The organism is Allobrachymonas sp., assembly GCF_041912815.1.
Taxonomy (GTDB): Bacteria; Pseudomonadota; Gammaproteobacteria; order Burkholderiales; family Burkholderiaceae_C; genus Brachymonas.
This window is the reverse complement of the sequence record NZ_JAYRLV010000017.1, coordinates 1-22,150: the sequence shown is the minus strand read 5'-3', so window position 1 is coordinate 22,150 and position 22,150 is coordinate 1. Positions and strand designations below refer to the sequence as shown.

Genomic DNA, 22,150 nt, shown 5'->3' with positions numbered 1-22,150 from the left:
AAGGTCCGATTTCCTTGCTGGGGAAACCGGCCACACGACAGGACAGCGGCCTATACCGCCCTCACTTCGCCCCCTCGACACGCACACACTCGATGACGGGCCCCGACAGCGTCTTGCCTGCTGACCATGGCACCAGGCGATAGGACTGCGCGGTCAGCTTTGCCAGACGATAGCGACGGATGCCATGGTGGCTGACCGCCTGCAGAAGCAGTGCATTGATATGCGGCCCGCCCGCAATGGCGAATTGCGAAGACTGGTCAAACGGCCGGAGAAGCCGATAGTGCTGCACCACCTCCAGCACATCCCCCCCGCGGACTGAACCCATGCCGCGCGCCGCAGTCAGCACGCGATAGCGGGCAGAAACCGCGCCAGACGCCCTGTTGCCCACATAGTCGATGACCGAGTTGCTGTTCCAATGTCCCTCGGCATCGGCCGCATAGGCGGTGCGCTGATGCAGCGTACCGGCCGGCACCCCTGCATGGGCAGGCACATGAATGGCTGGAGCCGTGCAACGCCACTTGCCCTGCAACGGATAGGCCGCCTGTGCGCCTTCGGACAGAACCATGGCCAGAAGGGCTCCCCCCAGCATCCTGCAACGCAGGGAAGATGTCCTGGATGCCCTTTCCGCCGACTGGGGGCGGCCATCGTTCGAGACATGCGTCCTCATGCTTCCTGCTGCCATTTGAGTCGCCGCTGCGGATCGAAATCGATTCCGGTGATATAGCGCTCCCCCGCATGGGCCTGTATGTGCACGATCACATCGATGGTCTGCATCAGCAGCCGCTTGATGACATTGAATTCCAGCCCCGAGCCCTCGGGAGATGCCTTGACCATCAGTGCGAGCTGATCCCATGTCTGGTGGATGCTCCCCGCATGACAGCTGGTGATCGACCCCGGGTGCCCGGATGCGCAGTTGCGGATGAAGTAGAACGACTCGTCCCCGCGCAGCTCCGCCAGAATGATGCGGTCCGGCTTCATGCGCAGGCAGGCCTCCATGCAGGTCTTGGCGCTGACGTTGGCCGTACTCTGCCCCCCCTTGGAATACAGCAGGTGCACGACATTGGGCTGCGCGATGAACAGCTCGCGCGCATCCTCGATGGTGATGAGCCGCTCCTCATCCGGAATATGGTGGACCAGCGACTTCATGAAGGTGGTCTTGCCACTGCCGGTGGCTCCGGCCACCACGATGTTCTTCCGGTAGTTCACCGCCTGTCGAAAGAACGCCGAATAGCTGTGCGCCTGCTTGAGCTCCAGCAGCTCCTGATCCATGGGAGAGAGCTGCGTTGCAGATTCCACGATGCGATCAAAGAATCCGTCGTCCGCATACTGCGCGAGCGTCTTGGTCCGCCGGGACGGTTGGCGGATGGTGATCGACACCTTGCCCGCCTCCACGGCAGGCGGTATGACGAACTGTGCGCGCTGCCCCGATGGAAACGTGAGCGACACCACAGGATCGGTTTCCGTGATGCGCTGCCCGGTATTGCTCTCGTTGACCACCGTGGTGCAAAACTGGCGCGCACGCTCGAAGGTCAGGGCAGGCACCTCCAGCCGCTGCCAGCCCTGGGCGCTCTCGATGTAGATATGGCCAGGACTATTGACACAGATTTCGGTCACATCGGTTCGCTCCAGCACCTCCCTGATACCCAGCACCTCGTACTGGTAGTTCAGAAAGTCCAGAGAAACATGTGCCAGCGGACCTTCGCTGGCATCGGTGCAAGGCATGTCCATTACTGCATCACCGCTGAAAAATCGATGTCGCGGGAGGCATAGATGTTGATCAGCGTCCCCTGATTGATCGTCACGGTGGCTCGGCGGTTCGCCGCCTGCGTCACGGCATTCTGCGCAAACTGCTGCAGCGTGGCTGCGGTCTGCGTCTGATAGGGATTGACCTGCTGCACTGCAGTTCCATTGACACCCGACAGCGTGGTCGTCGTTTTGGCGCTGTCCGAGACGAACCGGTTGGATTCGATCTGCACCAGATCCCCCATCATGCTCACCAGCAACGCCCCCGTCAGACGACTGCCCCAGTGCCGATCCACATGCCCAGGGTGCCCTGCGCCACCCAGACCATCGACGCCTGGACTGCCCAGCGCAACATCCAGACCATTGGGCGTAAGCACTCGCTCCCAGATGGCTCCCACCCGTCCGGTTTCCACGCCGTCGAGCTTGTACTGTCCGGAGATCTTGGAACCACGCGGAATGAGCACATGCCGCCCTGTCGTGGAATAGACAGGCTCGGTGACCACACAGGAGGCATACCCGGAGATATCCGTGACGATGCGCGTCTCCAGCACGCAGCGGATATAGGTGCCCCTGGTCAGCAGATAATCGGCGTGTGCCAGACGGCTCACACTCCCGCGTGCCACCTGAAAGGCATTCCGGTCGTCGGCCGGAGAGGCCGCATTCATGACCAGACCGGACGAACCGGCACGCTGGCGGCTCAGGGCATCCCCCTCCCCATGGGCCGCTGTACCAGGATTTCCAGCCTGCGCGGCCCATGGTGCCACGGCACCCTGCCCCGCTCCCCGGGCACGTCCCCCCTGTGCGGGGGCTGCCGATCCCCCCGGAGCAGCCAGCGCAATGGCCTGGCCTGGCTGCGGGGTTTCCGGCAGCGGTGCCGTTTCCTGTCCTCGGGGAGACATGCCGCCTGCGGCGCCAGTCAGCGCCGCCGATGCCGGCGCCACCGGCACAGGGGGCATCGGCGGATCATCGGGAATCACCACCCGCTCCGTGGCCGCCTTGGCTGGCTCCCTTTTTCCAAAGAGACTGAACTGACTGAATCCCCACGCCAGCAATCCCATGCCCATCACGCCCAGAGCAGCCAGAAACAGAATGGCCTTTCGATTGAGCTTGCGAGAGGCGCCATACTGCAACCGAGGCTCCTCCTCAAGCGGGGGCAGGTCATGCGCAGCGGACTGATCCGAAGCGGGGGAAGCAGGCTGGGTAGGCGAAGAATGAATGGGCATCATGAATGGCTCCTGCGCAGCCCCACCACGCTGTCGCCATGGCGCAGCACGAGATAGTCGTAAAGACCGAAGATCGTGAGTCTGTCCTTCTCCTGGCGTGTATTCACCAGAAACTCCTCCCCATCTTCCTTCTTCTTGCCGTAAACCGATGGCATGCCACCTCCAGGCATCTGATGCGGATCGAGCGTGATGTAGGTGAACTTGCCATCGTCATAGACCTGCCGTGGCACCAGCCACTGGGAATCCCGACCGGCTGCGTAGTCGTAGTTGCCGTTGGGCACCTTTTCCGAGACAGGCTGAATCAGCCCTCCCGCACGACGCGGCTCGCCTGCCCCCTGAGGGTCTGATTCATCCCGTTCCTGCGGATAGGTGAACGTGATCCGGTAATCCACCCCTGCCCGCTTGGCCTCCGCCAGGGTCTTCCACTTGCGGACCACCACATGGAGATCGAAAAGGTAGTTGCGCCGGTCCGTGCGGATGTACATGTTCGTTTCCGCATGGGGCGACTTGGGCTTCAGATAGAAGACGTTGTCGCGTCGCACCAGATCCCAGGCCGCACTGAATCCCGTACCGAAATCCTTGACCTCTTCCCGGGGGCTGATCACGATCTGGGTGGCAATGCCCAGACCCGCATGCACCGTATAGACCGCATTGGGCGAATAGGCATACTGCTTGAGTGGGGCGGCGTGTGCGACGCCGCCACCAGCCAGAACGACAACCACCGCTGCAAGCACACGGAGAGGAGCAAGATGCTTCATCATGGCGCTGTCCTCACGATTTGCCGGAAGTCCGGGGTTGTGCTGCCGGTGTGGCCGGGAGGTCGGGCATGGCGGGCTGCGTGGTTCTGGCCGCGGGCTGCGCAGGCACGGCAACGGCCGCAGCGCCGCCGCCCCCCGGCGTCACGGCTGCCGCGGGCGGCTGTGCAGAGGTGGCCTCTCCGAAGGAATCCGGATCCGTGCGATAGGCATAGACCCGGAAGCCCAGCGGATTCAGATAGCGTCCTTCCTCCGCCATCTGCAAATTCCGGTCGTAGCCGATCTTAAGGCTGGCTATGCGCGTGTCGAGGAACTTGGACTGGCCTGACACGCGATTGAACACCCAGCGCTCGAACCGCACGGTAGCTGCCGAGGGAGGCTTCTCCTGACTTCCCCCCTGGAGCACGATGCTCAGGATACGGATGCGCAGTGACGCATTCGGCCCATAGACCTTGTCGGGATTCTCGGCCCCGCCCTCGGCATAGAGCGCACGGTATTCGGCCAGCGCGGAACCCGTGGCCATGGAATACACCATCCGCCGGTCACGCCGGCTGGTGATATCCCAGTCATAGGATTCGCGTGCGATCACGAAGTTCGCCACATTGCTCTTGTTGAGAAACTCGTTGGCCGTATAGACGGGATTGAGCGCCTCGATGCGCGCCACGGTGCTCGTGCCCCTGTAGGGATCGGCCAGCACCAGATAGGGCACCTGTTCCTTGAGCGGCATCACGAACAGATACCCCACCCCCAGCAGGAGGGACATGGCGAGCGATGCCCCGGCCACCATCCAGGCCCGACGCTCGCTGCGACGGCTCATCTCCGAAAGACTGACCTCGAAATCGCGGGATTGCTGAAGCACTTTTTCGGTCGGCATTCCGGACCGACGCGTACGTTGGGTGAACATGTTTCTGAAGATCACGGTTGAGTGGGGGAAACAGGCGTCGGCACGAGTGTCGGGGCAGCAGAAGGCACGGCATCCACTCCGGAACGACGCGAGACGGCCGGTGCCGGAAAGGACAGATCCCCGGAACTGTCCTGCGGCATTGCCCCCTGGGCAGGGGAATGCACCCCCTCGGCAGACAGGTCCTGGACCACGATGACATTGCCCACCCCTGCCTGGGATAGCGCAATCCCATAGGGTGCGTAGATGCGATTAAGGGCTTCCAGCGCCTGGGCCAGGCTCTCTGATCTCACGCGCCCCGCCTCACGCGGGAGGGAGAAGTCCGCACTCGCGCGGTAATCCAGCGTGCTGCCCGATTCGGCCGCCCATCGATGCAGGGTGCCCTGCAGGGTGCCATCCAGGGCCCGCACGCCATAGACGTGCGGCTGATAGAAGGGGATGCGCTCGACCCCCACGGTGAAGGCATTGACCTTCTTCCAGCTGGAACCAAAGGAAGCAGGAGCCGGAGGGGCCGAGCACCCTGCCAGAACCACCACCGGAAGAAGAACCGACACACACCGGGCAAGAGAAGGTTTGAACCACATAGCAAACAGAAAGAATTGAACCCGAAGTGCAATACACATCAAAAGGATTCACTTTCAAGAAAAATTTGCGTACAGTATAGCGTTACAAAATACACAATTGATACAATCGTGTTGTTTTGGTGCATACTTCTGCGCTTCATTGAGTCAATCCATGGATGTATCTTCCTCGAATTGCCACTCATGCACAACCATGTGCCTACACATGATCTCCCTTTGACCATGCTCGACTGTCCAACGATTCAGAACCTGGCTGTGCCCGTCGGGATCATGCGCCACGTGGCACGGGTGGAATCCGGCTTCAACCCCTACGCCATCGGCGTTGTGGGGGGGCGGCTGGCACGCCAGCCGCGCACCTTGGGCGAAGCCGTCTCTACCGCGCGCATGCTGGAAGCCCGAGGCATCAATTTCTCGCTGGGAGTCGTACAGGTCAACCGCTACAACCTGAGCCGCTATGGACTGGGGAGCTACGAGCAGGCCTTTTCCACCTGTCCCAACCTGCATGCCGGTGCGCGCATCCTGCGCGAGTGCTACGACCGGGCTGGCGACTGGGGCAAGGCATTCAGCTGCTATTACTCCGGCAACTTCACCACGGGCTACCGCCATGGATACGTGCAGAAAGTCATGGCCTCCATAGCCTCGACCGCGCCAGCAGCCACCCCCATTCCGGTCATCCTCAAGCATGCCCCTGCCAGGGCACGCACCACGCACCTCCCGGCCGCACGTGCATGGCCTTCAGCTCCCCCCAGGAACCGGCCTCTCCCTGGGGTACCCCGGACGCTCTCTTCTCCCAACGCCGCAGGCGGAGCCGGGGACTCTGCCTTCGTTTTCTGACCTTCCCTTCCATTCATTTTTTTACTCACAGAAAGGAAACTTCCATGACTTCTCTTGCCTCCTCCGTGCGCACCCCCCAGCTCGATGCAGCGGTGCTGGCCTCCATTTCTCCCGCAGCCATGGAGAAAAAAGTCCGGCAGGTTGAACGTGCGCTCATGCGCTGGCTGCCGTGGGTGGTGATGGCCCTGATCTGCGCCCTGTTTCTGTACGCCCCCGACGCCATGGCGCAAGCCACGACCTCGGATTCCTCGACCGATGCCGGCAGCAAGATTCAGGGATTCCTGCTGACCGTCAAGAAAGCGCTGGGCCCGATTTCCATTCTCATCGTGACGATCGCCTTCATCTTCGCGGGCTACCAGATCGCCTTCAACCACAAGCGCATCGGCGATGTCGCTCCTGTGCTCATCGGCGCCATCGTCATTGGTGCGGCCACGCAGCTGGCTGGCTGGTTCATCAACACCAGCGACTTCAATCAGTGACATGCAGAAAAACACCCTTTTCAGGGGATGTACGCGCCCCCCTATGTTTCTGGGAGTTCCCTACGTTCCCTTTTTCATGGGAGCGGGGGGGTGCGTGCTCATGGCCGCCTGGTTCAACCTGTTCTGGTTGCTGGCCATTCCCCCCGTGCTGTTTGTCATGCGCATGATGACCCGCCACGACGAGATGATCTTCCGCCTGCTGGGAGTCCGGCTGCAGTTCCTGGTCAGGGTGCGCAACCGCCCACTGCACGACGACATGTGGGTATTCACACCCAACCTCTACCGGGACAAGCCCCCTGCCTGATCGGGCACGCACCTGCCCTCCCGCACTCCCCTTCCGTCCGCCTCATGAGCGCCCCATGTTCACTCCAGACCCCAGCATCAGCGCATTTGTGACGCTATCCGCACACGTCTCTCCCCATGTAGTCAAGACCACCACGGGAGATTTCCTCATCACGTGGTATCTCGACGGCATGCCCTTCGTGGGGCGAGAGGAGTGGGAGCTCGAACACCGGCACAAGACCTTCAACAATCTACTGCAGACCCTTCGGGCCCCGGACTATGTCAATGTGGCCTTCTGGGTGCATGACGTACGGCGCAGACGCCGCATCAACATGCCCGGCAGATTCGATGAAGCATTCAACCAGCAGGCCTCGGACGAATACTTCGAGCGACTCTCGTCCAGGAAGGTCATGCAGAACGAACTCTATTTCACCATGGTGTACCGCCCCGTGGTGGAAGGGAAACGGTTCATCGAGAAATCGACCAATCTGGAACGCCTGCGGGCCGAGCAGGACCAGGCGGTGGCCAAGATCAATGAGCTGGCCACCAACGTGGAAGCAGTGCTCCACGACTACTCCCCCTATCGCCTGGGCATGTACGAATCAGCCAGCGGCATGGTCTTTTCCGAGGTGCTGGAATTCTTCAGCTATCTCATCAACCGCATGGACGAACCCGTCCCGGTACTGTCGGCCCCCATCTACAACTATCTCCCAGTGGCCAAGCACATCTTCAGCCCCAAGGGAGGGGACTACATCATCCGGACACCCGAGGGACGCAATCATTACGGCGCCATCCTCAACATCAAGGAGTACGCAGATGCAACCTGGCCCGGGATTCTGAACGGGCTCAAGTACCTGGACTTCGAATATGTGATCACGCACTCCTTCACGCCTCACTCCAAGAGCGAGGGGCTCCGGGCGCTGGAACGCACCAAGGGCATGATGATCTCCTCCGGAGACCGCGGGGTCAGCCAGATCGCAGAGCTGGACGTCGCGATGGATCAGCTTGCGAGCGGCAACTTCGTGCTGGGCGAATACCACTTCACCCTGGCGCTGTACGGCAGCTCGCAGGAGGAGCTGCAGCGCCAGGTGGCCATGGCACGCGCCGAACTCTCCAACGCCGGATTCGTGTCGGCCAAGGAAGATCTGGCGATCACGGGAAGCTTCTATGCGCAACTGCCCTGCAACTGGCGGTATCGCACGCGCCTGGCCAATGTCTCGTCACTCAACTTTCTGGGACTCAGCCCGCTGCACAATTTCGCCACAGGCAAGCGCAGCAACAATCCGTGGGGAGACTGCGTGACTGTGCTCCAGACCACCAACGGGCAGCCCTATTACTTCAACTTTCATGCCACGCATCCAGGGGAAAACAGCCTGGGTGAAAAGGCCATCGGCAACACCATGGTCATCGGCAAGTCAGGCACGGGCAAGACCGCACTCATCAACTTTCTGCTGTCGCAGGTCCAGAAGTTCAAGCCCAAGCCCACCATCTTCTTCTTCGACAAGGACAGGGGAGCAGAAATCTTCGTGCGAGCCTGCGGAGGCAACTACATGGCCCTGGACAACGGCCAGCCCACCGGATTCAACCCCCTGCAGTGCGAGGCCTCCGAGGCCAACGTCCAGTTCCTGTCCGACATGGTGAAGCTGCTGGCAGCCAAGCCCAGCTATACCGCCAGCGAGGAGGAAGACATCCTTCGGGCGGTGCGTGCCATTCTCGACACCCCTCGCGCACTGCGCACCTTGACCAACCTCCAGAAATCCATGCCGAATCTGGGCGAGGACAGCATCTTTGCCCGCCTGCGCAAATGGACCCGTTCCGGATCGCTGGGCTGGGTCTTCGACAACCCTCACGACAGCATCGACTTCAGCGGCGCCAGCATCATCGGCTTCGACTATACGGATGTCATCGACAACGCGGAAGTCCGCACGCCGGTCATCAACTACCTCATCCACCGACTCGAAGAGCTCATTGATGGTCGTCCGCTCATTTATGTGATGGATGAGTTCTGGAAGATCCTGGATGGCGAGGGCGGACTCAAGGAATTTGCCAAGAACAAGCAAAAAACCATCCGCAAGCAGAACGGGCTGGGAATCTTCGCCACGCAATCGCCCGAGGATGCACTGCGCAGCGACATCGCTGCAGCGCTGATCGAGCAGACAGCCACCATGATCCTGCTGCCCAACCCCAATGCCGACCGCAAGGATTACATCGAGGGTCTCAAGCTCACGGAAAGCGAATTCAAGGTCATCACCGCCCTTGATGAGCGCAGTCGCTGCTTTCTGGTCAAGCAGGGGCATGCCAGCGCCGTCTGCCAGCTGGACCTGCGCGGCATGGATGATGTGCTGTCCGTCATTTCAGCCAGTACCGACAACATCGGCATCCTGCACCAGATACTGCACGAAGCCGAGGCCTCCTCCCCCGAGCACGGCCTTGTGGCAGTCCACCCCGATCAATGGCTGTCGATCTTCTACGCACGGCGCAAGGGAGCCCGAGGCTCTGGCGACACCGGGGCCAGCGTGCGCTCCGGCCGGGAAGGACTGGCCAAGGAAACCGCATCCGCATCCTCACAGGTGGAGCCGGCATGAGTGGTTCCCTCTCCCTTCTTCACCGGCCGCTGCGCAGCCTCTTCATGGGCGTGACGCTGTACACGACGCTGCCTGCCATGGTGGCCATGGCGCAGCGCACCACCATCCCCAACGCCTGCACATCGCTGAGCCCAGGCGGAAGCAATGTCCGCATGACGGCATCAGGCCGCACCGCCACCTGCACCTCGACCGGTCGCCAGTTGCCCCGTCCCGGTGGAGATCCCTTCGTCTTCTGCACCGAAGGGGTCCCCACCGATTGCTGGGTGGCCGTCTCCCCGGTCAGCGGAGCCTGGCAAAGCATCTGCCTGGAATACGTCAATCCACGGTGGATTCCCACCTATGAATATGCATGCCCTCTCGGCCGCCCCCGTGACGGCACGGGATACAACTGGCAGGGCCGCGGCATTCCCAGTCAGCGCCCCAGCTATCACTGACGGCCTTTGCCCCATCCTGTGGCAGGCACATGGCTTTCTGGACAGGAACTCAACGGAACATCACAGGACAGGACCATGAAGATTTTTTCCTTTCCCTCCCGACGGGGAATGCGCCGCAGCGCATGGTCCTCGCTCCTCGGAATGCTGTGCCTGCTCGCCTCCGCGCACGCACACGCGCAATGGCTGGTCTATGACGAGGATGTCTACAACAAGATCGACAACCTCAACAGCCAGCTCAGCATGCGCACCGACACCAACAGCACGACCGGGCTGGTAGGCAAGGGCCCGTCCATCAGCGACAGCGGCGACGGCATCTCGCTCGACTTCTCCAAGGGAGCCCAGTCGGCGGGCCTCCTCTCCTCCGTGACCGATTACGCCAAACAATGGGCTGCCGATCTATTGGGCCTCTCATCCGGCAATGGCAATTTCGGCACCATGCGCACCAACACCCAGTCGTTGCTGAACTTCAGCAACGGCAGCGACTCCTACGACGGCTCCGTGGCCAGCATTGCCGGAAGCCTGACGTCCAGCCTGGGACTGAGCTCCGCCCTCAGCGCTGCAGGCATCGAAACCGGCCCCTACGCAACGGCCGCCCAGCAGTTCTATGGATCCGGCGCCAACGGCCTCACCCCCAACTGCAACGACAGCGCAATAGGAACCAAATACGGTCGACTCCTCTACCAAAACTGCCTCAAGGCCCGCAACGTGCTGGCTGCACAGCTCCAGCAGATCAGCGACATCTCCAAGGTACTGGACGAACGCAACGACACCCTCCAGCGCATGTTGCAGAACAGCAATGTGGACAAGACCCGCGACCTGCAGCTGCGGCAATACAAGCTGACGGCCCTGCAGACCCTGATCGCCAACGACCAGATGCGCCTGCAGGCTGCCATGGCGAGCTACCAGGCCCTGCGGCAACTCTATGACGAAAAAAGAGCAGAAGCCCAGCAGGCCCTCACCACCGGCAAATCTGCCGATTTCATGAGCAATGCAATCGGCACGCTCGTCAGTGCCCTGGGAGCCGCCGGAGGCATGGCCGTAGGCAAGGAGGCGGCCGATGCCGTCCAGACCAGCATCGGTGTTCCCAACATGTTCGACAAGGCCGTCTACGACTCCAGCCAGGCTCGAATCAACAAGGCCTTCGGCTACAGCGCCCCCTGACACCCTCTTTTCATATTTCACATCATCATGGCACTCTCTCTGGGTCAATTCCTTTCCGAAAGCATGTTCAGCAACCTGCACGACTACGTGCTGGGCATGGTGCAGGACTTCGGATACGCAGGAATGGGGCGGCTGTTCCAGGTCACGATCACCATCGGCACCGCCTGCCTGACCCTGTGGTTCATGTGGGAAGGATGGCGCATGGTCTCAGGCCAGAGCCGAGAGAGCTTCATGGGCTTTCTGAACCGTGCCTTTGTGGTCATCATCGTGGTCGCCTCCGCCCAGGGCTTCGCCCTCTCCGGCCACAGCATGATGCAGACGGTCCGCGATATGCAGAACATCGTGGCTCAGGCCATCACGGGCAACGAATACACCAGTCCTGACAAAATGGTCGGCAAGGTACTGACCTATATGCTGACTCTGCAGAGCATCCTGCAGATCTACCAGGGTTCGGTCAGCCCAGGCGGCGCTGATTTCAGCAATACCCTCACTTTCATCACCGGCGCCGGTCAGGCCGTCCCTGCCCTGCTCGCCGGCGGGCTGTCCCTGCTCAATGAGGTGGCCCTGAATCTGAGTTTCGTCTTCGGGCCTCTCTTCATCCTGTGCTACATCTCCGTGCGCACCCGCTTCCTGTTCGTGAACTGGGTCAAGTTCACGGTGACCACTCTGTTCAGCATGGCGGTGCTGTCGGTGGTGACGGTGATCGCCCTCAAGGCCATCATCATGATGGCCGCCATGCTCATCGGCATGAATGTGTCTTCGGCTGTCGCAGGCGCTGCCGCTTCCGCCCTGGGCTCCGATTCCCTGCTCGGCTCCCTCCTCGAAGCCGGTTCGACTTCTCCTTCCCTCACCGATATCGCCACCGTCACCGGCGGTGTCGGCATGCTCCTCACCACCCTCATCCTCGGCGTCCCTCCTCTGGTCGTGAGTTTCTTCAGCAACGGAATGGGTGCAGTGGCAAGTGGCTACAACCAAGTAGGAACCATAGCCGCTCAAGCATCAGGCGGAGGTATGCGTGGCCCTGTATCCGGCCCTCAGGATCTGATGCAACGCCAGCAGCAAGGAACAGGCGGATGGAATTACGGGGCTCATACTCAGCCCCTCTCTGCTACAGATTCACATCCAGGCGCCAAACGCTCTGACTCCTTGTTCAGGATACTTCCTTCAGGAACAAGCGCCTCCATGGGATCCGAGCCTGGCATTCGCATAACCTCACAAAGTAAGCTAGGGCTAAATACAGCAATGACAGATGCAGCCCATGCAACAAATGGAACGACTGACAGGAATCCTTCTCAGTCCGCGATGACAGCTTCCTCTCATTCCACTGTCCCGCCTTCTTCCCTTGCATCGTGGAATGCCCCTGCATCTGAGGCACGCAACATGCCCGCATCGGAGGATTTCCAGACTGCAAGGACCGATACTCCCACACCGTTTGAGTCTTCTGCACAGCAAAGCAGTGGGCTTCCTGCGCAGGAAAACTCCGTCACTCCTACTGCCCTGCATGGCTCTGCTTCTTCATCTTCCACAGCGGATGCACGCCCTCATCCCTACAGCATTGGGCTCAACAGTCCCTTTCGGCAACCCTGACCACAGACTGGAGAAAATCATGCAAAAACATCAATGGACACAAACAGTTATCGGATCATGTCTGGCTTTGTTTGTCACAGCTTCATGGGGGCAACAGCTCAGCCCTGCTGACATGGGATACGCCGATCAGATGGAAAGACAACGCGCCATTCAGGTTCAGAACATCAATCAGCAACAGAATGCAGCCAGGAATGCTGCACGCCAGCAGGCATGGCAAGCCAAGGAAAACGCCATTCAGGCCCAGATCGAGAGATACCGCGCCACTCCTTACTACGGAAGTCTGGCTGTGAATATGCACGACAAAGGCACCATCTACTGGAGTGGTGGCGGCATCGTTTCAGACGCATCCTCCATCCAAAAGGCGCTGGCATTGTGCGGCCATGCAGACTGCAAGATATTGAAGACTTTTTCAAATGCATGCGCTGCCATCACCTATCCCACCGACAGACATGAGATGTTCGTTGTCGTTGATCGCAACCCCAATCATGCAGGAGCCCGCGCTGCTGTTATGTGTGCCCAAAAATATGGAGAAAATAACTGCAGAATAAGCTCATCAGAAGAAAAAAACAGCTATGCCTACTGTTCAGGCTATGACTATGGTGCATACAACCAAAGATAGTCTGGACTGGTCTGTCTCCAGGCTGAGTCCTGCCTTCGCCTGTGCACGCGTGGGACGCATGGTCTCAGGCCAGAGCCGAGAGAGCTTCATGGGCTTTCTGAACCGTGCCTTTGTGGTCATCATCGTGGTCGCCTCCGCCCAGGGCTTCGCCCTCTCCGGCCACAGCATGATGCAGACGGTCCGCGATATGCAGAACATCGTGGCTCAGGCCATCACGGGCAACGAATACACCAGTCCTGACAAAATGGTCGGCAAGGTACTGACCTATATGCTGACTCTGCAGAGCATCCTGCAGATCTACCAGGGTTCGGTCAGCCCAGGCGGCGCTGATTTCAGCAATACCCTCACTTTCATCACCGGCGCCGGTCAGGCCGTCCCTGCCCTGCTCGCCGGCGGGCTGTCCCTGCTCAATGAGGTGGCCCTGAATCTGAGTTTCGTCTTCGGGCCTCTCTTCATCCTGTGCTACATCTCCGTGCGCACCCGCTTCCTGTTCGTGAACTGGGTCAAGTTCACGGTGACCACTCTGTTCAGCATGGCGGTGCTGTCGGTGGTGACGGTGATCGCCCTCAAGGCCATCATCATGATGGCCGCCATGCTCATCGGCATGAATGTGTCTTCGGCTGTCGCAGGCGCTGCCGCTTCCGCCCTGGGCTCCGATTCCCTGCTCGGCTCCCTCCTCGAAGCGGGTTCGACTTCTCCTTCCCTCACCGATATCGCCACCGTCACCGGCGGTGTCGGCATGCTCCTCACCACCCTCATCCTCGGCGTCCCTCCTCTGGTCGTGAGTTTCTTCTCTGGAGGTATCGCTCCAGCATTCAGTGGATTCAATACCGTCGGAGGCACAGCTGGTGCGGCCCTTGGAGTCGGACGCGGCATGGGGCCCGCCGCGGGCCCTCAGGATCTGATGCAACGTCAGCAGCAAGGAACAGGCGGATGGAATTACGGGACTCATACGCAGCCCCTTCCTCAATCCCATACTGATATGCATGACACCCAAAATGCAGTGGGTCATCTTACACGTCACACCCATAGTGCAACTACTGAAGACAGTATCCGCACAGCCTCACAAAGCCAACGGGGGGTAAACACGCATCTTCCAGGTGCTGCTCGTGACGCAAGTAGCTTGCCTACCCATGCTGCCTTGCCCAATTCGTTCACTCAGTCCTCCGCTCCCGTCGCTTCGTTGAATGCACCGGCATCTGAAGCTCGCAACATATCCTCTTCTGCAAGTTCCCTGAGGGCTGATACCGATATCCGGTCCTCGATTGAGGCTTCTCCACAGCAGACCGGCCCTTTTTCCTTCCAAGACAACGCCATCTCCCCTACCAGTCGGTATGTCTCAACTACTTCTTATGAAGCGGATTCACGCCCTCAATCTCAAAACAGAGGACTCAACAGTCCATTTCGGCAGCCTTAAAAAATAATGGAGCATCTTCATGCTGAAGAATCAATATATTCACATCAAAAATTCCATAAAAATAACAGCACTTTTATTGCTAATATTTTCCAATAATGTGAATGCGCAATATGGAAACCCATGGATGGGTCAAGCCATCAATCAAAATATCATGCGTGGGACAGAGGCGGCATCCGACTATGAAAGACAGAACAAGCAACAGGCATGGCAAGCCAAGGAAAACGCCATTCAGGCCCAGATCGAGAGATACCAGTCAACCCCATATTATGGCAGCCTCATCACCCAGGGGAACACCAATATTCTTCATTGGGGTGGCGGCGGAAATATATCGAAAGCGGCATCCGAACGCAATGCTTTGAGTCACTGCCATGAAGGACAGTGTCGAATATTATTGACCGTTTCCAATGGCTGCATTGGGGCATCCCGCCCTGAATCTGCAACAGACAGCTTGCACTGGACATTGGCAGTTGACAAGGACCCCCAGAAGGCCATTGAAAAATCATACTTTGCATGCGAGAAAAAGTATGGCGTCAATCAATGCATCTATGCGAGCAACCCCCTCAAATCCTCAAAGAGCTCAGCCACCAATCACACAGATGCGTTTTGTTCTGGTTACGACTATGGAGCGTATACCAAAAAATAGCCTTCATCCGATCCAAGGCCATGCAGCCATGCATGACCACGACGCCGCTTCACGCAGAGTCATGCGGATGAAATTCGAACTTGCCACACTGAACATCAATCATCCAAATCAAATAGCAATCACTCATGAAAAATTCAATCGCACACCGCATCAAAGAATTTCACCGTCCATATGCATGGTGTCTTTTCCTTGGCATCATCCTCTCAGGATGCCAACAGAACTCACAAATCACATCGCCTGCGTCCACGGATAAAAATCACGGAGAAAAGATCGACAGCAAAAACAACAGAAGCACCGGCACCAATACCAAAGCTGCATCCTTGAATCCAGGCGCCATTACAAAGACCGATGAAGATGCCGTGCATGGCAGCAAAAAAGAGCTTCAGGCCATTCTGAAACCCGGCTCCGCATATGGTCTCATTCGAGAAAAATTAATCGAGAAGGGGTGGGAACCTGTTCCCAACCCTGATTGCAAGGCAGAAGTTGTCGGCGGAGATTGGCAGAACATCTGCAGCACCAGTCCCACAGCTGGTTGCAAGGCTTGCGAAGGAATGGAAGAGCTCAACGCATACAGTGGAGATGGCGTGATGCTCGCACGATTCAAGAACAAATTCACCGGAAAAATCATCTCCGTAAATGCCACCGGAGAAATATCAGACTGGAAGAACAAAAACAAAAATTCCGATCTGCAATATACATCCTGGGAATTCGAAAACAGCCACTGACTCCATTCGCACGAAGGAAAACCATGAATGCACTGCAGACCCTCATCCACAAAGGTGAATCCATTTCTGCTGGCTACAATGCCTACAACAAGGGAACCAGTCATGGACATATCATTGGTGCTGACAAGAAGATCATTTTCTCGGAAATGACAATTGCCCAAGTATCGCAACGACAGCACTTACCCCACGGACATCGCGATCGTCTTTTCGCAGTAGGGAAATATCAGATTATTCCTGACACCTTGGATGGCGCCATCGTTTCGATGAAGCTCGATCGACATCAAGCATTCACCCCCGAGCTACAGGACAGGATCTTCTCTGATTATCTTATCGTCAAAAAAAGGCCTGAAATATATGCGTATATTTCAGGGAAAAATGGTGCCACCCTTGAAAAGGCACAATATGCGCTTGCCTGTGAGTGGGCCAGTTTCAGCGATCCCCACAAGGGAGACTTCAAGAGCCACTATGGTCAGGGAAATCACGCCAGCATCTCCTTGAAAGAGTCAGCCCATGCCCTCAAAGGCATGAAAGCTGAATATATGGAGCACATCAATAATGGCTTATCGGCTTTTGAGGCATGGAAAAATTTGAGTGGCGCATCTCATGCTGTGTCTCAAGGGCATGGACCGCTCACGAACGCACATGCCGTCCCAAAAAACGAAGCGTCTCTTGACTTGCATATCCCCCATAGCACCATGTCGCATGACCAGCTCAGGCATTTGCAGGGCAATCTGCATGCGCTCGGTTATCACGACCGCAATCACCATGCCCTCGCTGTCGATGGTCTTTGGGGGCCCCAAACCGAGCACGCCTTGCGCTCCTTTCAGTCCGATCATCATTTGCGCGTCGATGGCATAGCCGGGTCCCATACGCTCAAGGCCCTGGAGACTGCGATGGCGCATCATGCCCAGGCAACCCCCTCCCACTCGCATGCCTCCCAGCCCGAGCACTCCGAGGTGTCCGCACTGTCCCGGCATGCCGATTCCCGCATCGCGGCCTTCCACGACCGTGTGCAGCATGAGCCGACTCTGGGGGGCTACAGCGAGCTGGAGCGCTCGCGCATTGCGGCGGCTTCCCTGGCTCAGTCCCAACGCATGGGGCTCGATGTGGCGGGGCTCACGGAGCTGGAGTGCTACGTGCATCCGGGCAAGGGACAGGCTTTCTTTGTGGCAGACGATCCTGTGAAGGCGGCGCGCAATCCCTACACCAGCAGCGCCACGGTGAATGTGGCAGTGGCCGTGCAGACACCAGTAGCCGAGAGTCTGGCGCTGGGACAGGGATTTCAGGCTGCTCAGAGTCTGTCTCAGGATCAGGGCCGTATACACGGGGAGCCCTCGGTGCGGTAACCGTCAAGCCTGCCGACCTGCATGTCTCATGCCTCCTCATCTTCCGCAGCGGATGCACGCTCTCATCCCTACAGCATTGGGCTCAACAGTCCCTTTCGGCAACCCTGACCACAGACTGGAGAAAATCATGCAAAAACATCCATGGACACAAACAGTTATCGGATCATGTCTGGCCTTTTTTGTCACAGCTTCATGGGGGCAGCCAAGTCCTGCTCAACTCCAAATGCAACAGCAGCAGCAGATAAATAACATGCTGGGTGAAGTTCAAACCCAAGACACCCTCCGAAGACAGGGCGTTATAAATCAACAACAAAATGCTGCACGCCAACAAGCATGGCAAGCCAAGGAAAACGCCATTCAGGCCCAGATCGAGAGATACCGCTCCACTCCTTACTACGGCAGTCTGGCTGTGAATTCATTAGAGGCTGGCGTCTATTGGGGTGGAGGTGGAAATACGAACAGGAAAATTTCAGAAGAAAAAGCCATCGCAATTTGTGCACAAAATTCATGCAAGATATTAAAAACCATCTACAACACCTGCGCTGCCGTCAGCTGGCCTGCCAATGCCCCTCAAAAAATCATTGTCTCTACCAATCATGATCCTCAGCTGGCCATACAAGAGGCCGGGCAGTCATGTGAGAAACAATATGGAGCAGAGAACTGCAGAATCAGTCTGAATAAAAAGACAAACAGCTACGCTTATTGCTCCGGTTACGACTACGGCGCATACCGCCAGAAATAAACAACATCTGCACTTCAATCCAGACACGCCACAATCCCGCATGGCACTGATATAAAAATATCAACGCCCCATTCAAAAAATCAAACAGGATAAAAATTGAAAAAATACATACTTATATTTTTTACCGCAATCACGTACTCCATTGCAATTGCCAAAACATCTACAAATTCAAACATCAGCACCTGCCTCAAAAAAGCAAACGGCGTCACCTCTGAAATATCCAACTGCATAACAGCAGACACCAATATTCAGGACATGCGCCTGAACAAGGCGTACAGGAATCTAATGAATCAAGAGAAGTCAATACCTAGAAAGAAGAAAATCCAGGAGGCTCAACGCTTATGGATAAAATTTCGAGATGCAAACTGCGATTCCTATGCAGACACAGAAGGTGGCACCATAGAAGATCTGGCGGTACGCGAATGCTATCGCAAAAGCACTGAACAAAGAGCAAAAGAACTCGAATCGCTCAAATAAATTATTTTGACATTTCATTTTTCTATCGAAACTTATTTCTACAACAAAGGCTCTTGCAACAGACAGAGCAAAACTCCTCAGTAAATTCTCATCACTGTTTCAGAATTCAGCAAATGTTCAAAAAATGGCATTCGCATGTCATCCCAAAGCAAGACGAGGACAAATAAAGGAATGACCAATCAATCCAGTACAACAAATAGAATGACCGACAGGAATTATTCTCAACCCGCAGCCATGGCTGCTTCCTCTGAATCGGCTTTCTGTCCTTATTTCGTTACATCGTGCAATGCGTCTGTTTCCTGAGTCGATTTCTTGCTACCGATTGAGCGTCCCGAGCAGAAAATTTACTGTTTCAGCTCGCTTCATTCCAGGTATCTCTAGATGTGTGTTACGAACCCTGAAAAATTCTCTTCCACAACAAATTCTTGTGCACGTTTTTGCAAAAGCAAAAATCGCAGCCTAATGAAATAAAAAGCTGCGTGGCAGCTCATAGTACGATTTATTTTTAGAAAAAACCAGAAAAGCCAGCAAAGACATTAACCCAAAAAAATAAAATGAAAGACCACCCTTCCACTCACGCATCTGCATCAAAGGCTGCATATGATTTCCTCCCACATCAATAGAAATTCAGCGCATCAAATTCATTTCAAAAAAATGAACTTCGCTGTTGCAGCCTGCATTTTTTCAAGTGTGACACTGGCAAGGTACCATGAGGGAAAAATCAAAGACCAGCCAGGTCATCAACAAGCACGCACCAAGATTGATACCGCCAAATCACGATCTGCATCAACAGTCGCTGCTTCTCAGAGGGAAAATTCCTCATCAAAAAACGCGGACTATCAATCGATAGTTCCACCAGGGTACAAGATCATCCAGGCCCAACAAGGCGACCTCAATAACGATGGAATTACCGATGCACTCATCTTGGTTGAAGAAAAAAACAGCACCAGCGAATTGGCTGGAGAAGGTGCGAAGCGCATCTTGATGGTAATCACTGGGAAAGAAGGAGGCGGATATGAAGTCGCTGCAAGAAACAACAAACTGGTTCCATGCAAGACCTGCGGTGGCATCTCCGGAGATCCTTTTGGATACATGAACATTCAACCCGGAGGAGCCATTCATCTTCTCGTGGAAGGAGGATCAAGAGAACACTGGTCATCCGAATATTTTTTCAAATTCAATGAATCTCAAAAAAACTGGTCCATTGAAAAAATTCTTATGGAATCATCGGATTCAGAGAGCGGAAAAAGCATCAGCAGAAAATATCTTCCAAAAAATATCAAACAAGGAGAATTCAGTGCCTTTGACCCCAATGCACTGGCAGCACCAACCATCAAATAAAACCCAACTTCAGGGAACCAAAAATCCATCGTAAATTACCTTTCCAGCAACAAGAATAAATACCCACAAGGAAAAAACATGCACCTCAAAAATAAAATTACAGAAGAGTGCCTTGGTAGCTAAAAACTGAAAATTTCATAAATCAAATAAATCACCAATTCATCAAGCAAACAATGCCTTCCAGGCATCATCCACAGAACCACTTCTGACGCCAATCGTCACTCGAATTCAAAGAAATGAAAAAATATTTTATTTTGCCATTTATCAGCATCTCCGCGCTCTCCGTGCATGCACAAAGCCTATGCTCAGCCGATGAAAAAACGGCTTTCTCCTGCCCGCTAAGAAATGGGAAAACGGTATCTCTCTGTTCCAGCGTGGACGCCGATGGAAAAAATTACCTTCATTATCTTTTCGGCAACAAGAAAAATATTGAGCTATCTTATCCATCCAAAAAAATACCTTCTCAAAAAGCCTTTCGCAGAGACTACTCCAAATATGGCTTTCACAGCTATGTATCCTTTTCAATCAACAGAAATCGCTATGGCGTGTATGGCAATACGGATTCAAATGACTGGAGTCATGATGGGGTAATGGTCAACTCGCATCTTCTCAAGTGCATCCAACCACCTCAAAAAAAATATTTCTCAACAATAATTGACCAGCAAAACATCCCTGCAGATCAGTAATCCTTCAAGCACATCGCATCAACATAAAACATCTGCCATGACAAACATTCCCCCTCATTCCGAACAAAAATCAAATGCAGACTATCTTTTGCAAAAAGCAATGGAATCCGGCATCCAATCTTCAAAAGAACTCGGCATATTCATGGGGCAGATGACGGTAGAAAGTGGACACTTCAAATCCATGCAAGAAAATCTTCACTATTCTGCATCAGGACTATTTAAAACATTTCCTGGAAGAAATGGCATAGACTCTCCAGAAGAAGCTCAACGCATAGTTCATGGTGGCGCCGAAGAAATTGCAAATACAATTTACGGCGGAGAGTGGGGAAAAAAGAATCTCGGAAACATCCATCACGGAGATGGATGGCGTTACCATGGGCGAGGTTATATACAGCTCACTGGCAGAGACAATTATGCTCGTATAGGTCGCGAGCTCAAGCTGGACCTTGTCAACCATCCAGAATTGGCTGCCGACAGGGAAATTGCTGCAAAGATCGCCATTCACTACTGGAAAGACAGGGTTGTTCCAGCGCATGCACAAAATGATGTCAAACTATCCGGTGCCATCATCAATGGCACGCATCAAAAGCCCCCTCATCAATATCTTGAGCGTCTCCATGCATCTCGTGATTGGGAACATGCAATAGCACATGGGTATACGCCAGAAGCCCACTTGCATTCCTCTACCTCAAATTCTCAATCTCCTGCATATCGATCTCCTTCTGCCGATGTGCATATCCCCCATAGCACCATGTCGCATGACCAGCTCAGGCATTTGCAGGGCAATCTGCATGCGCTCGGTTATCACGACCGCAATCACCATGCCCTCGCTGTCGATGGTCTTTGGGGACCCCAAACCGAGCACGCCTTGCGCTCCTTTCAGGCCGATCATCATTTGCACGCCGATGGCATAGCCGGGCCCCATACGCTCAAGGCCCTGGAGACTGCGATGGCGCATCATGCCCAGGCAACCCCCTCCCACTCGCATACCTCCCAGCCCGAGCACTCCGAGGTGTCCGCACTGTCCCGGCATGCCGATTCCCACATCGCGGCCTTCCACGACCGTGTGCAGCATGAGCCGACTCTGGGGGGCTACAGCGAGCTGGAGCGCTCGCGCATTGCGGCGGCTTCTCTGGCTCAGTCCCAGCGCATGGGGCTTGATGTGGCGGGTCTCACGGAGCTGGAGTGCTACGTGCATCCGGGCAAGGGACAGGCTTTCTTTGTGGCAGACGATCCTGTGAAGGCGGCGCGCAATCCCTACACCAGCAGCACCACGGTGGATGTGGCAGTGGCCGTGCAGACACCCGTAGCCGAGAGTCTGGCGCTGGGACAGGCGGTGCAGGGAGTTCGCGCGCAAGAGCAAGTGCAAAGCCGTGAGGCACATGGTCCTCTCACTTTCTGAGTTTTCCAAGATACGCCATGAAAACTTCGGTCAAGGCAGCCACGCTGGCTGCCGCACTGCTTTTCTTTCTGCTGGGTGGGTGCTGGATTTCCGGCAAGCTGCTCTTCATCTGGTTTGGTTTTGACAATCGCCAACCCGGACTTTTCACCTGGCTGCAGTACTTTCACTTTGTGAACGATCCGCGCTA

The 22,150-nt window shown here is 56.1% G+C and carries 23 protein-coding genes; 17 read left to right on the top strand and 6 right to left on the bottom strand.

Annotation, left to right across the window (positions count from 1 at the left end):
- Positions 1 to 61: 61 nt before the first annotated feature.
- The 6 genes from ACE3P9_RS10820 to ACE3P9_RS10795 all read right to left on the bottom strand — a co-directional run bounded on the left by ACE3P9_RS10820 (position 62) and on the right by ACE3P9_RS10795 (position 5,176).
- Positions 62 to 565 (bottom strand): hypothetical protein, encoded by a 504-nt coding sequence (locus ACE3P9_RS10820; RefSeq protein WP_374494119.1) that lies wholly within the window; start codon positions 563 to 565, stop codon positions 62 to 64.
- A 98-nt stretch (positions 566 to 663) separates the two neighbouring features.
- On the bottom strand, positions 664 to 1,722 hold the full coding sequence (virB11, locus tag ACE3P9_RS10815) for a P-type DNA transfer ATPase VirB11 (RefSeq protein ID WP_374494117.1): 1,059 nt from the start codon (positions 1,720 to 1,722) through the stop codon (positions 664 to 666).
- A 5-nt stretch (positions 1,723 to 1,727) separates the two neighbouring features.
- Positions 1,728 to 2,969 carry a TrbI/VirB10 family protein gene (locus tag ACE3P9_RS10810; RefSeq protein WP_374494116.1) on the bottom strand — a complete coding sequence of 414 codons (1,242 nt, stop codon included), beginning with the start codon at positions 2,967 to 2,969 and terminating at the stop codon, positions 1,728 to 1,730.
- Positions 2,966 to 3,727 carry a TrbG/VirB9 family P-type conjugative transfer protein gene (locus tag ACE3P9_RS10805; protein ID WP_374494115.1) on the bottom strand — a complete coding sequence of 254 codons (762 nt, stop codon included), beginning with the start codon at positions 3,725 to 3,727 and terminating at the stop codon, positions 2,966 to 2,968. Before ACE3P9_RS10805 ends, ACE3P9_RS10810 begins: the two co-directional genes overlap by 4 nt.
- Positions 3,728 to 3,737: 10 nt before the next feature.
- Positions 3,738 to 4,625 carry a virB8 family protein gene (locus ACE3P9_RS10800; protein WP_374494113.1) on the bottom strand — a complete coding sequence of 296 codons (888 nt, stop codon included), beginning with the start codon at positions 4,623 to 4,625 and terminating at the stop codon, positions 3,738 to 3,740.
- A gap of 11 nt (positions 4,626 to 4,636) precedes the next feature.
- On the bottom strand, positions 4,637 to 5,176 hold the full coding sequence (locus ACE3P9_RS10795; protein WP_374494112.1) for a hypothetical protein: 540 nt from the start codon (positions 5,174 to 5,176) through the stop codon (positions 4,637 to 4,639).
- Between the two features lie 249 nt (positions 5,177 to 5,425).
- On the opposite strand from ACE3P9_RS10795, the gene ACE3P9_RS10790 reads away from it, so the two are divergent.
- The 17 genes from ACE3P9_RS10790 (at position 5,426) to ACE3P9_RS10710 (ending at position 21,963) form a co-directional block, all read left to right on the top strand.
- Complete coding sequence (locus ACE3P9_RS10790) at positions 5,426 to 6,037, top strand: transglycosylase SLT domain-containing protein (RefSeq protein ID WP_374494110.1); 612 nt, start codon at positions 5,426 to 5,428, stop codon at positions 6,035 to 6,037.
- A 44-nt stretch (positions 6,038 to 6,081) separates the two neighbouring features.
- A complete protein-coding gene (locus ACE3P9_RS10785; protein WP_374494107.1) occupies positions 6,082 to 6,516 on the top strand; it encodes a TrbC/VirB2 family protein in 435 nt (144 codons plus the stop codon).
- 1 nt (position 6,517) lies between these two features.
- Positions 6,518 to 6,820 carry a type IV secretion system protein VirB3 gene (locus tag ACE3P9_RS10780; RefSeq protein ID WP_374494105.1) on the top strand — a complete coding sequence of 101 codons (303 nt, stop codon included), beginning with the start codon at positions 6,518 to 6,520 and terminating at the stop codon, positions 6,818 to 6,820.
- A gap of 55 nt (positions 6,821 to 6,875) precedes the next feature.
- Entirely contained in the window at positions 6,876 to 9,383 is a 2,508-nt protein-coding gene (locus ACE3P9_RS10775; protein ID WP_374494104.1) for a VirB4 family type IV secretion/conjugal transfer ATPase, read from the top strand.
- Positions 9,380 to 9,817, top strand: coding sequence for a hypothetical protein (locus tag ACE3P9_RS10770; RefSeq protein WP_374494101.1), 438 nt, complete (start codon positions 9,380 to 9,382; stop codon positions 9,815 to 9,817). Before ACE3P9_RS10775 ends, ACE3P9_RS10770 begins: the two co-directional genes overlap by 4 nt.
- A 75-nt stretch (positions 9,818 to 9,892) precedes the next feature.
- The gene (locus tag ACE3P9_RS10765) at positions 9,893 to 10,978 is read left to right on the top strand and encodes a hypothetical protein (RefSeq protein ID WP_374494099.1); all 1,086 of its coding nucleotides are present in this window, start codon (positions 9,893 to 9,895) and stop codon (positions 10,976 to 10,978) included.
- Between the two features lie 96 nt (positions 10,979 to 11,074).
- Positions 11,075 to 12,565, top strand: coding sequence for a type IV secretion system protein (locus tag ACE3P9_RS10760; RefSeq protein WP_374494097.1), 1,491 nt, complete (start codon positions 11,075 to 11,077; stop codon positions 12,563 to 12,565).
- 19 nt (positions 12,566 to 12,584) lie between these two features.
- Positions 12,585 to 13,184 carry a DUF4189 domain-containing protein gene (locus tag ACE3P9_RS10755; protein ID WP_374494095.1) on the top strand — a complete coding sequence of 200 codons (600 nt, stop codon included), beginning with the start codon at positions 12,585 to 12,587 and terminating at the stop codon, positions 13,182 to 13,184.
- Positions 13,138 to 14,601, top strand: coding sequence for a type IV secretion system protein (locus ACE3P9_RS10750; RefSeq protein WP_374494093.1), 1,464 nt, complete (start codon positions 13,138 to 13,140; stop codon positions 14,599 to 14,601). The genes ACE3P9_RS10755 and ACE3P9_RS10750 overlap by 47 nt, the downstream gene beginning before the upstream one ends.
- A gap of 19 nt (positions 14,602 to 14,620) precedes the next feature.
- Complete coding sequence (locus ACE3P9_RS10745; protein ID WP_374494091.1) at positions 14,621 to 15,244, top strand: DUF4189 domain-containing protein; 624 nt, start codon at positions 14,621 to 14,623, stop codon at positions 15,242 to 15,244.
- Positions 15,245 to 15,369: 125 nt separating this feature from the next.
- A complete protein-coding gene (locus tag ACE3P9_RS10740; RefSeq protein ID WP_374494090.1) occupies positions 15,370 to 15,969 on the top strand; it encodes a hypothetical protein in 600 nt (199 codons plus the stop codon).
- 23 nt (positions 15,970 to 15,992) lie between these two features.
- Positions 15,993 to 17,315: a peptidoglycan-binding protein gene (locus ACE3P9_RS10735; protein WP_374494088.1), complete on the top strand. Its 1,323-nt coding sequence runs from the start codon at positions 15,993 to 15,995 to the stop codon at positions 17,313 to 17,315.
- Between the two features lie 127 nt (positions 17,316 to 17,442).
- Positions 17,443 to 18,057 (top strand): DUF4189 domain-containing protein, encoded by a 615-nt coding sequence (locus ACE3P9_RS10730; RefSeq protein ID WP_374494086.1) that lies wholly within the window; start codon positions 17,443 to 17,445, stop codon positions 18,055 to 18,057.
- A 96-nt stretch (positions 18,058 to 18,153) separates the two neighbouring features.
- Positions 18,154 to 18,534 carry a lysozyme inhibitor LprI family protein gene (locus tag ACE3P9_RS10725; RefSeq protein WP_374494084.1) on the top strand — a complete coding sequence of 127 codons (381 nt, stop codon included), beginning with the start codon at positions 18,154 to 18,156 and terminating at the stop codon, positions 18,532 to 18,534.
- A 600-nt stretch (positions 18,535 to 19,134) separates the two neighbouring features.
- On the top strand, positions 19,135 to 19,875 hold the full coding sequence (locus ACE3P9_RS10720) for a hypothetical protein (protein ID WP_374494083.1): 741 nt from the start codon (positions 19,135 to 19,137) through the stop codon (positions 19,873 to 19,875).
- 236 nt (positions 19,876 to 20,111) lie between these two features.
- Entirely contained in the window at positions 20,112 to 20,561 is a 450-nt protein-coding gene (locus tag ACE3P9_RS10715) for a hypothetical protein (RefSeq protein ID WP_374494081.1), read from the top strand.
- A 37-nt stretch (positions 20,562 to 20,598) separates the two neighbouring features.
- The gene (locus ACE3P9_RS10710) at positions 20,599 to 21,963 is read left to right on the top strand and encodes a peptidoglycan-binding protein (protein ID WP_374494079.1); all 1,365 of its coding nucleotides are present in this window, start codon (positions 20,599 to 20,601) and stop codon (positions 21,961 to 21,963) included.
- Positions 21,964 to 22,150 lie beyond the last annotated feature (187 nt).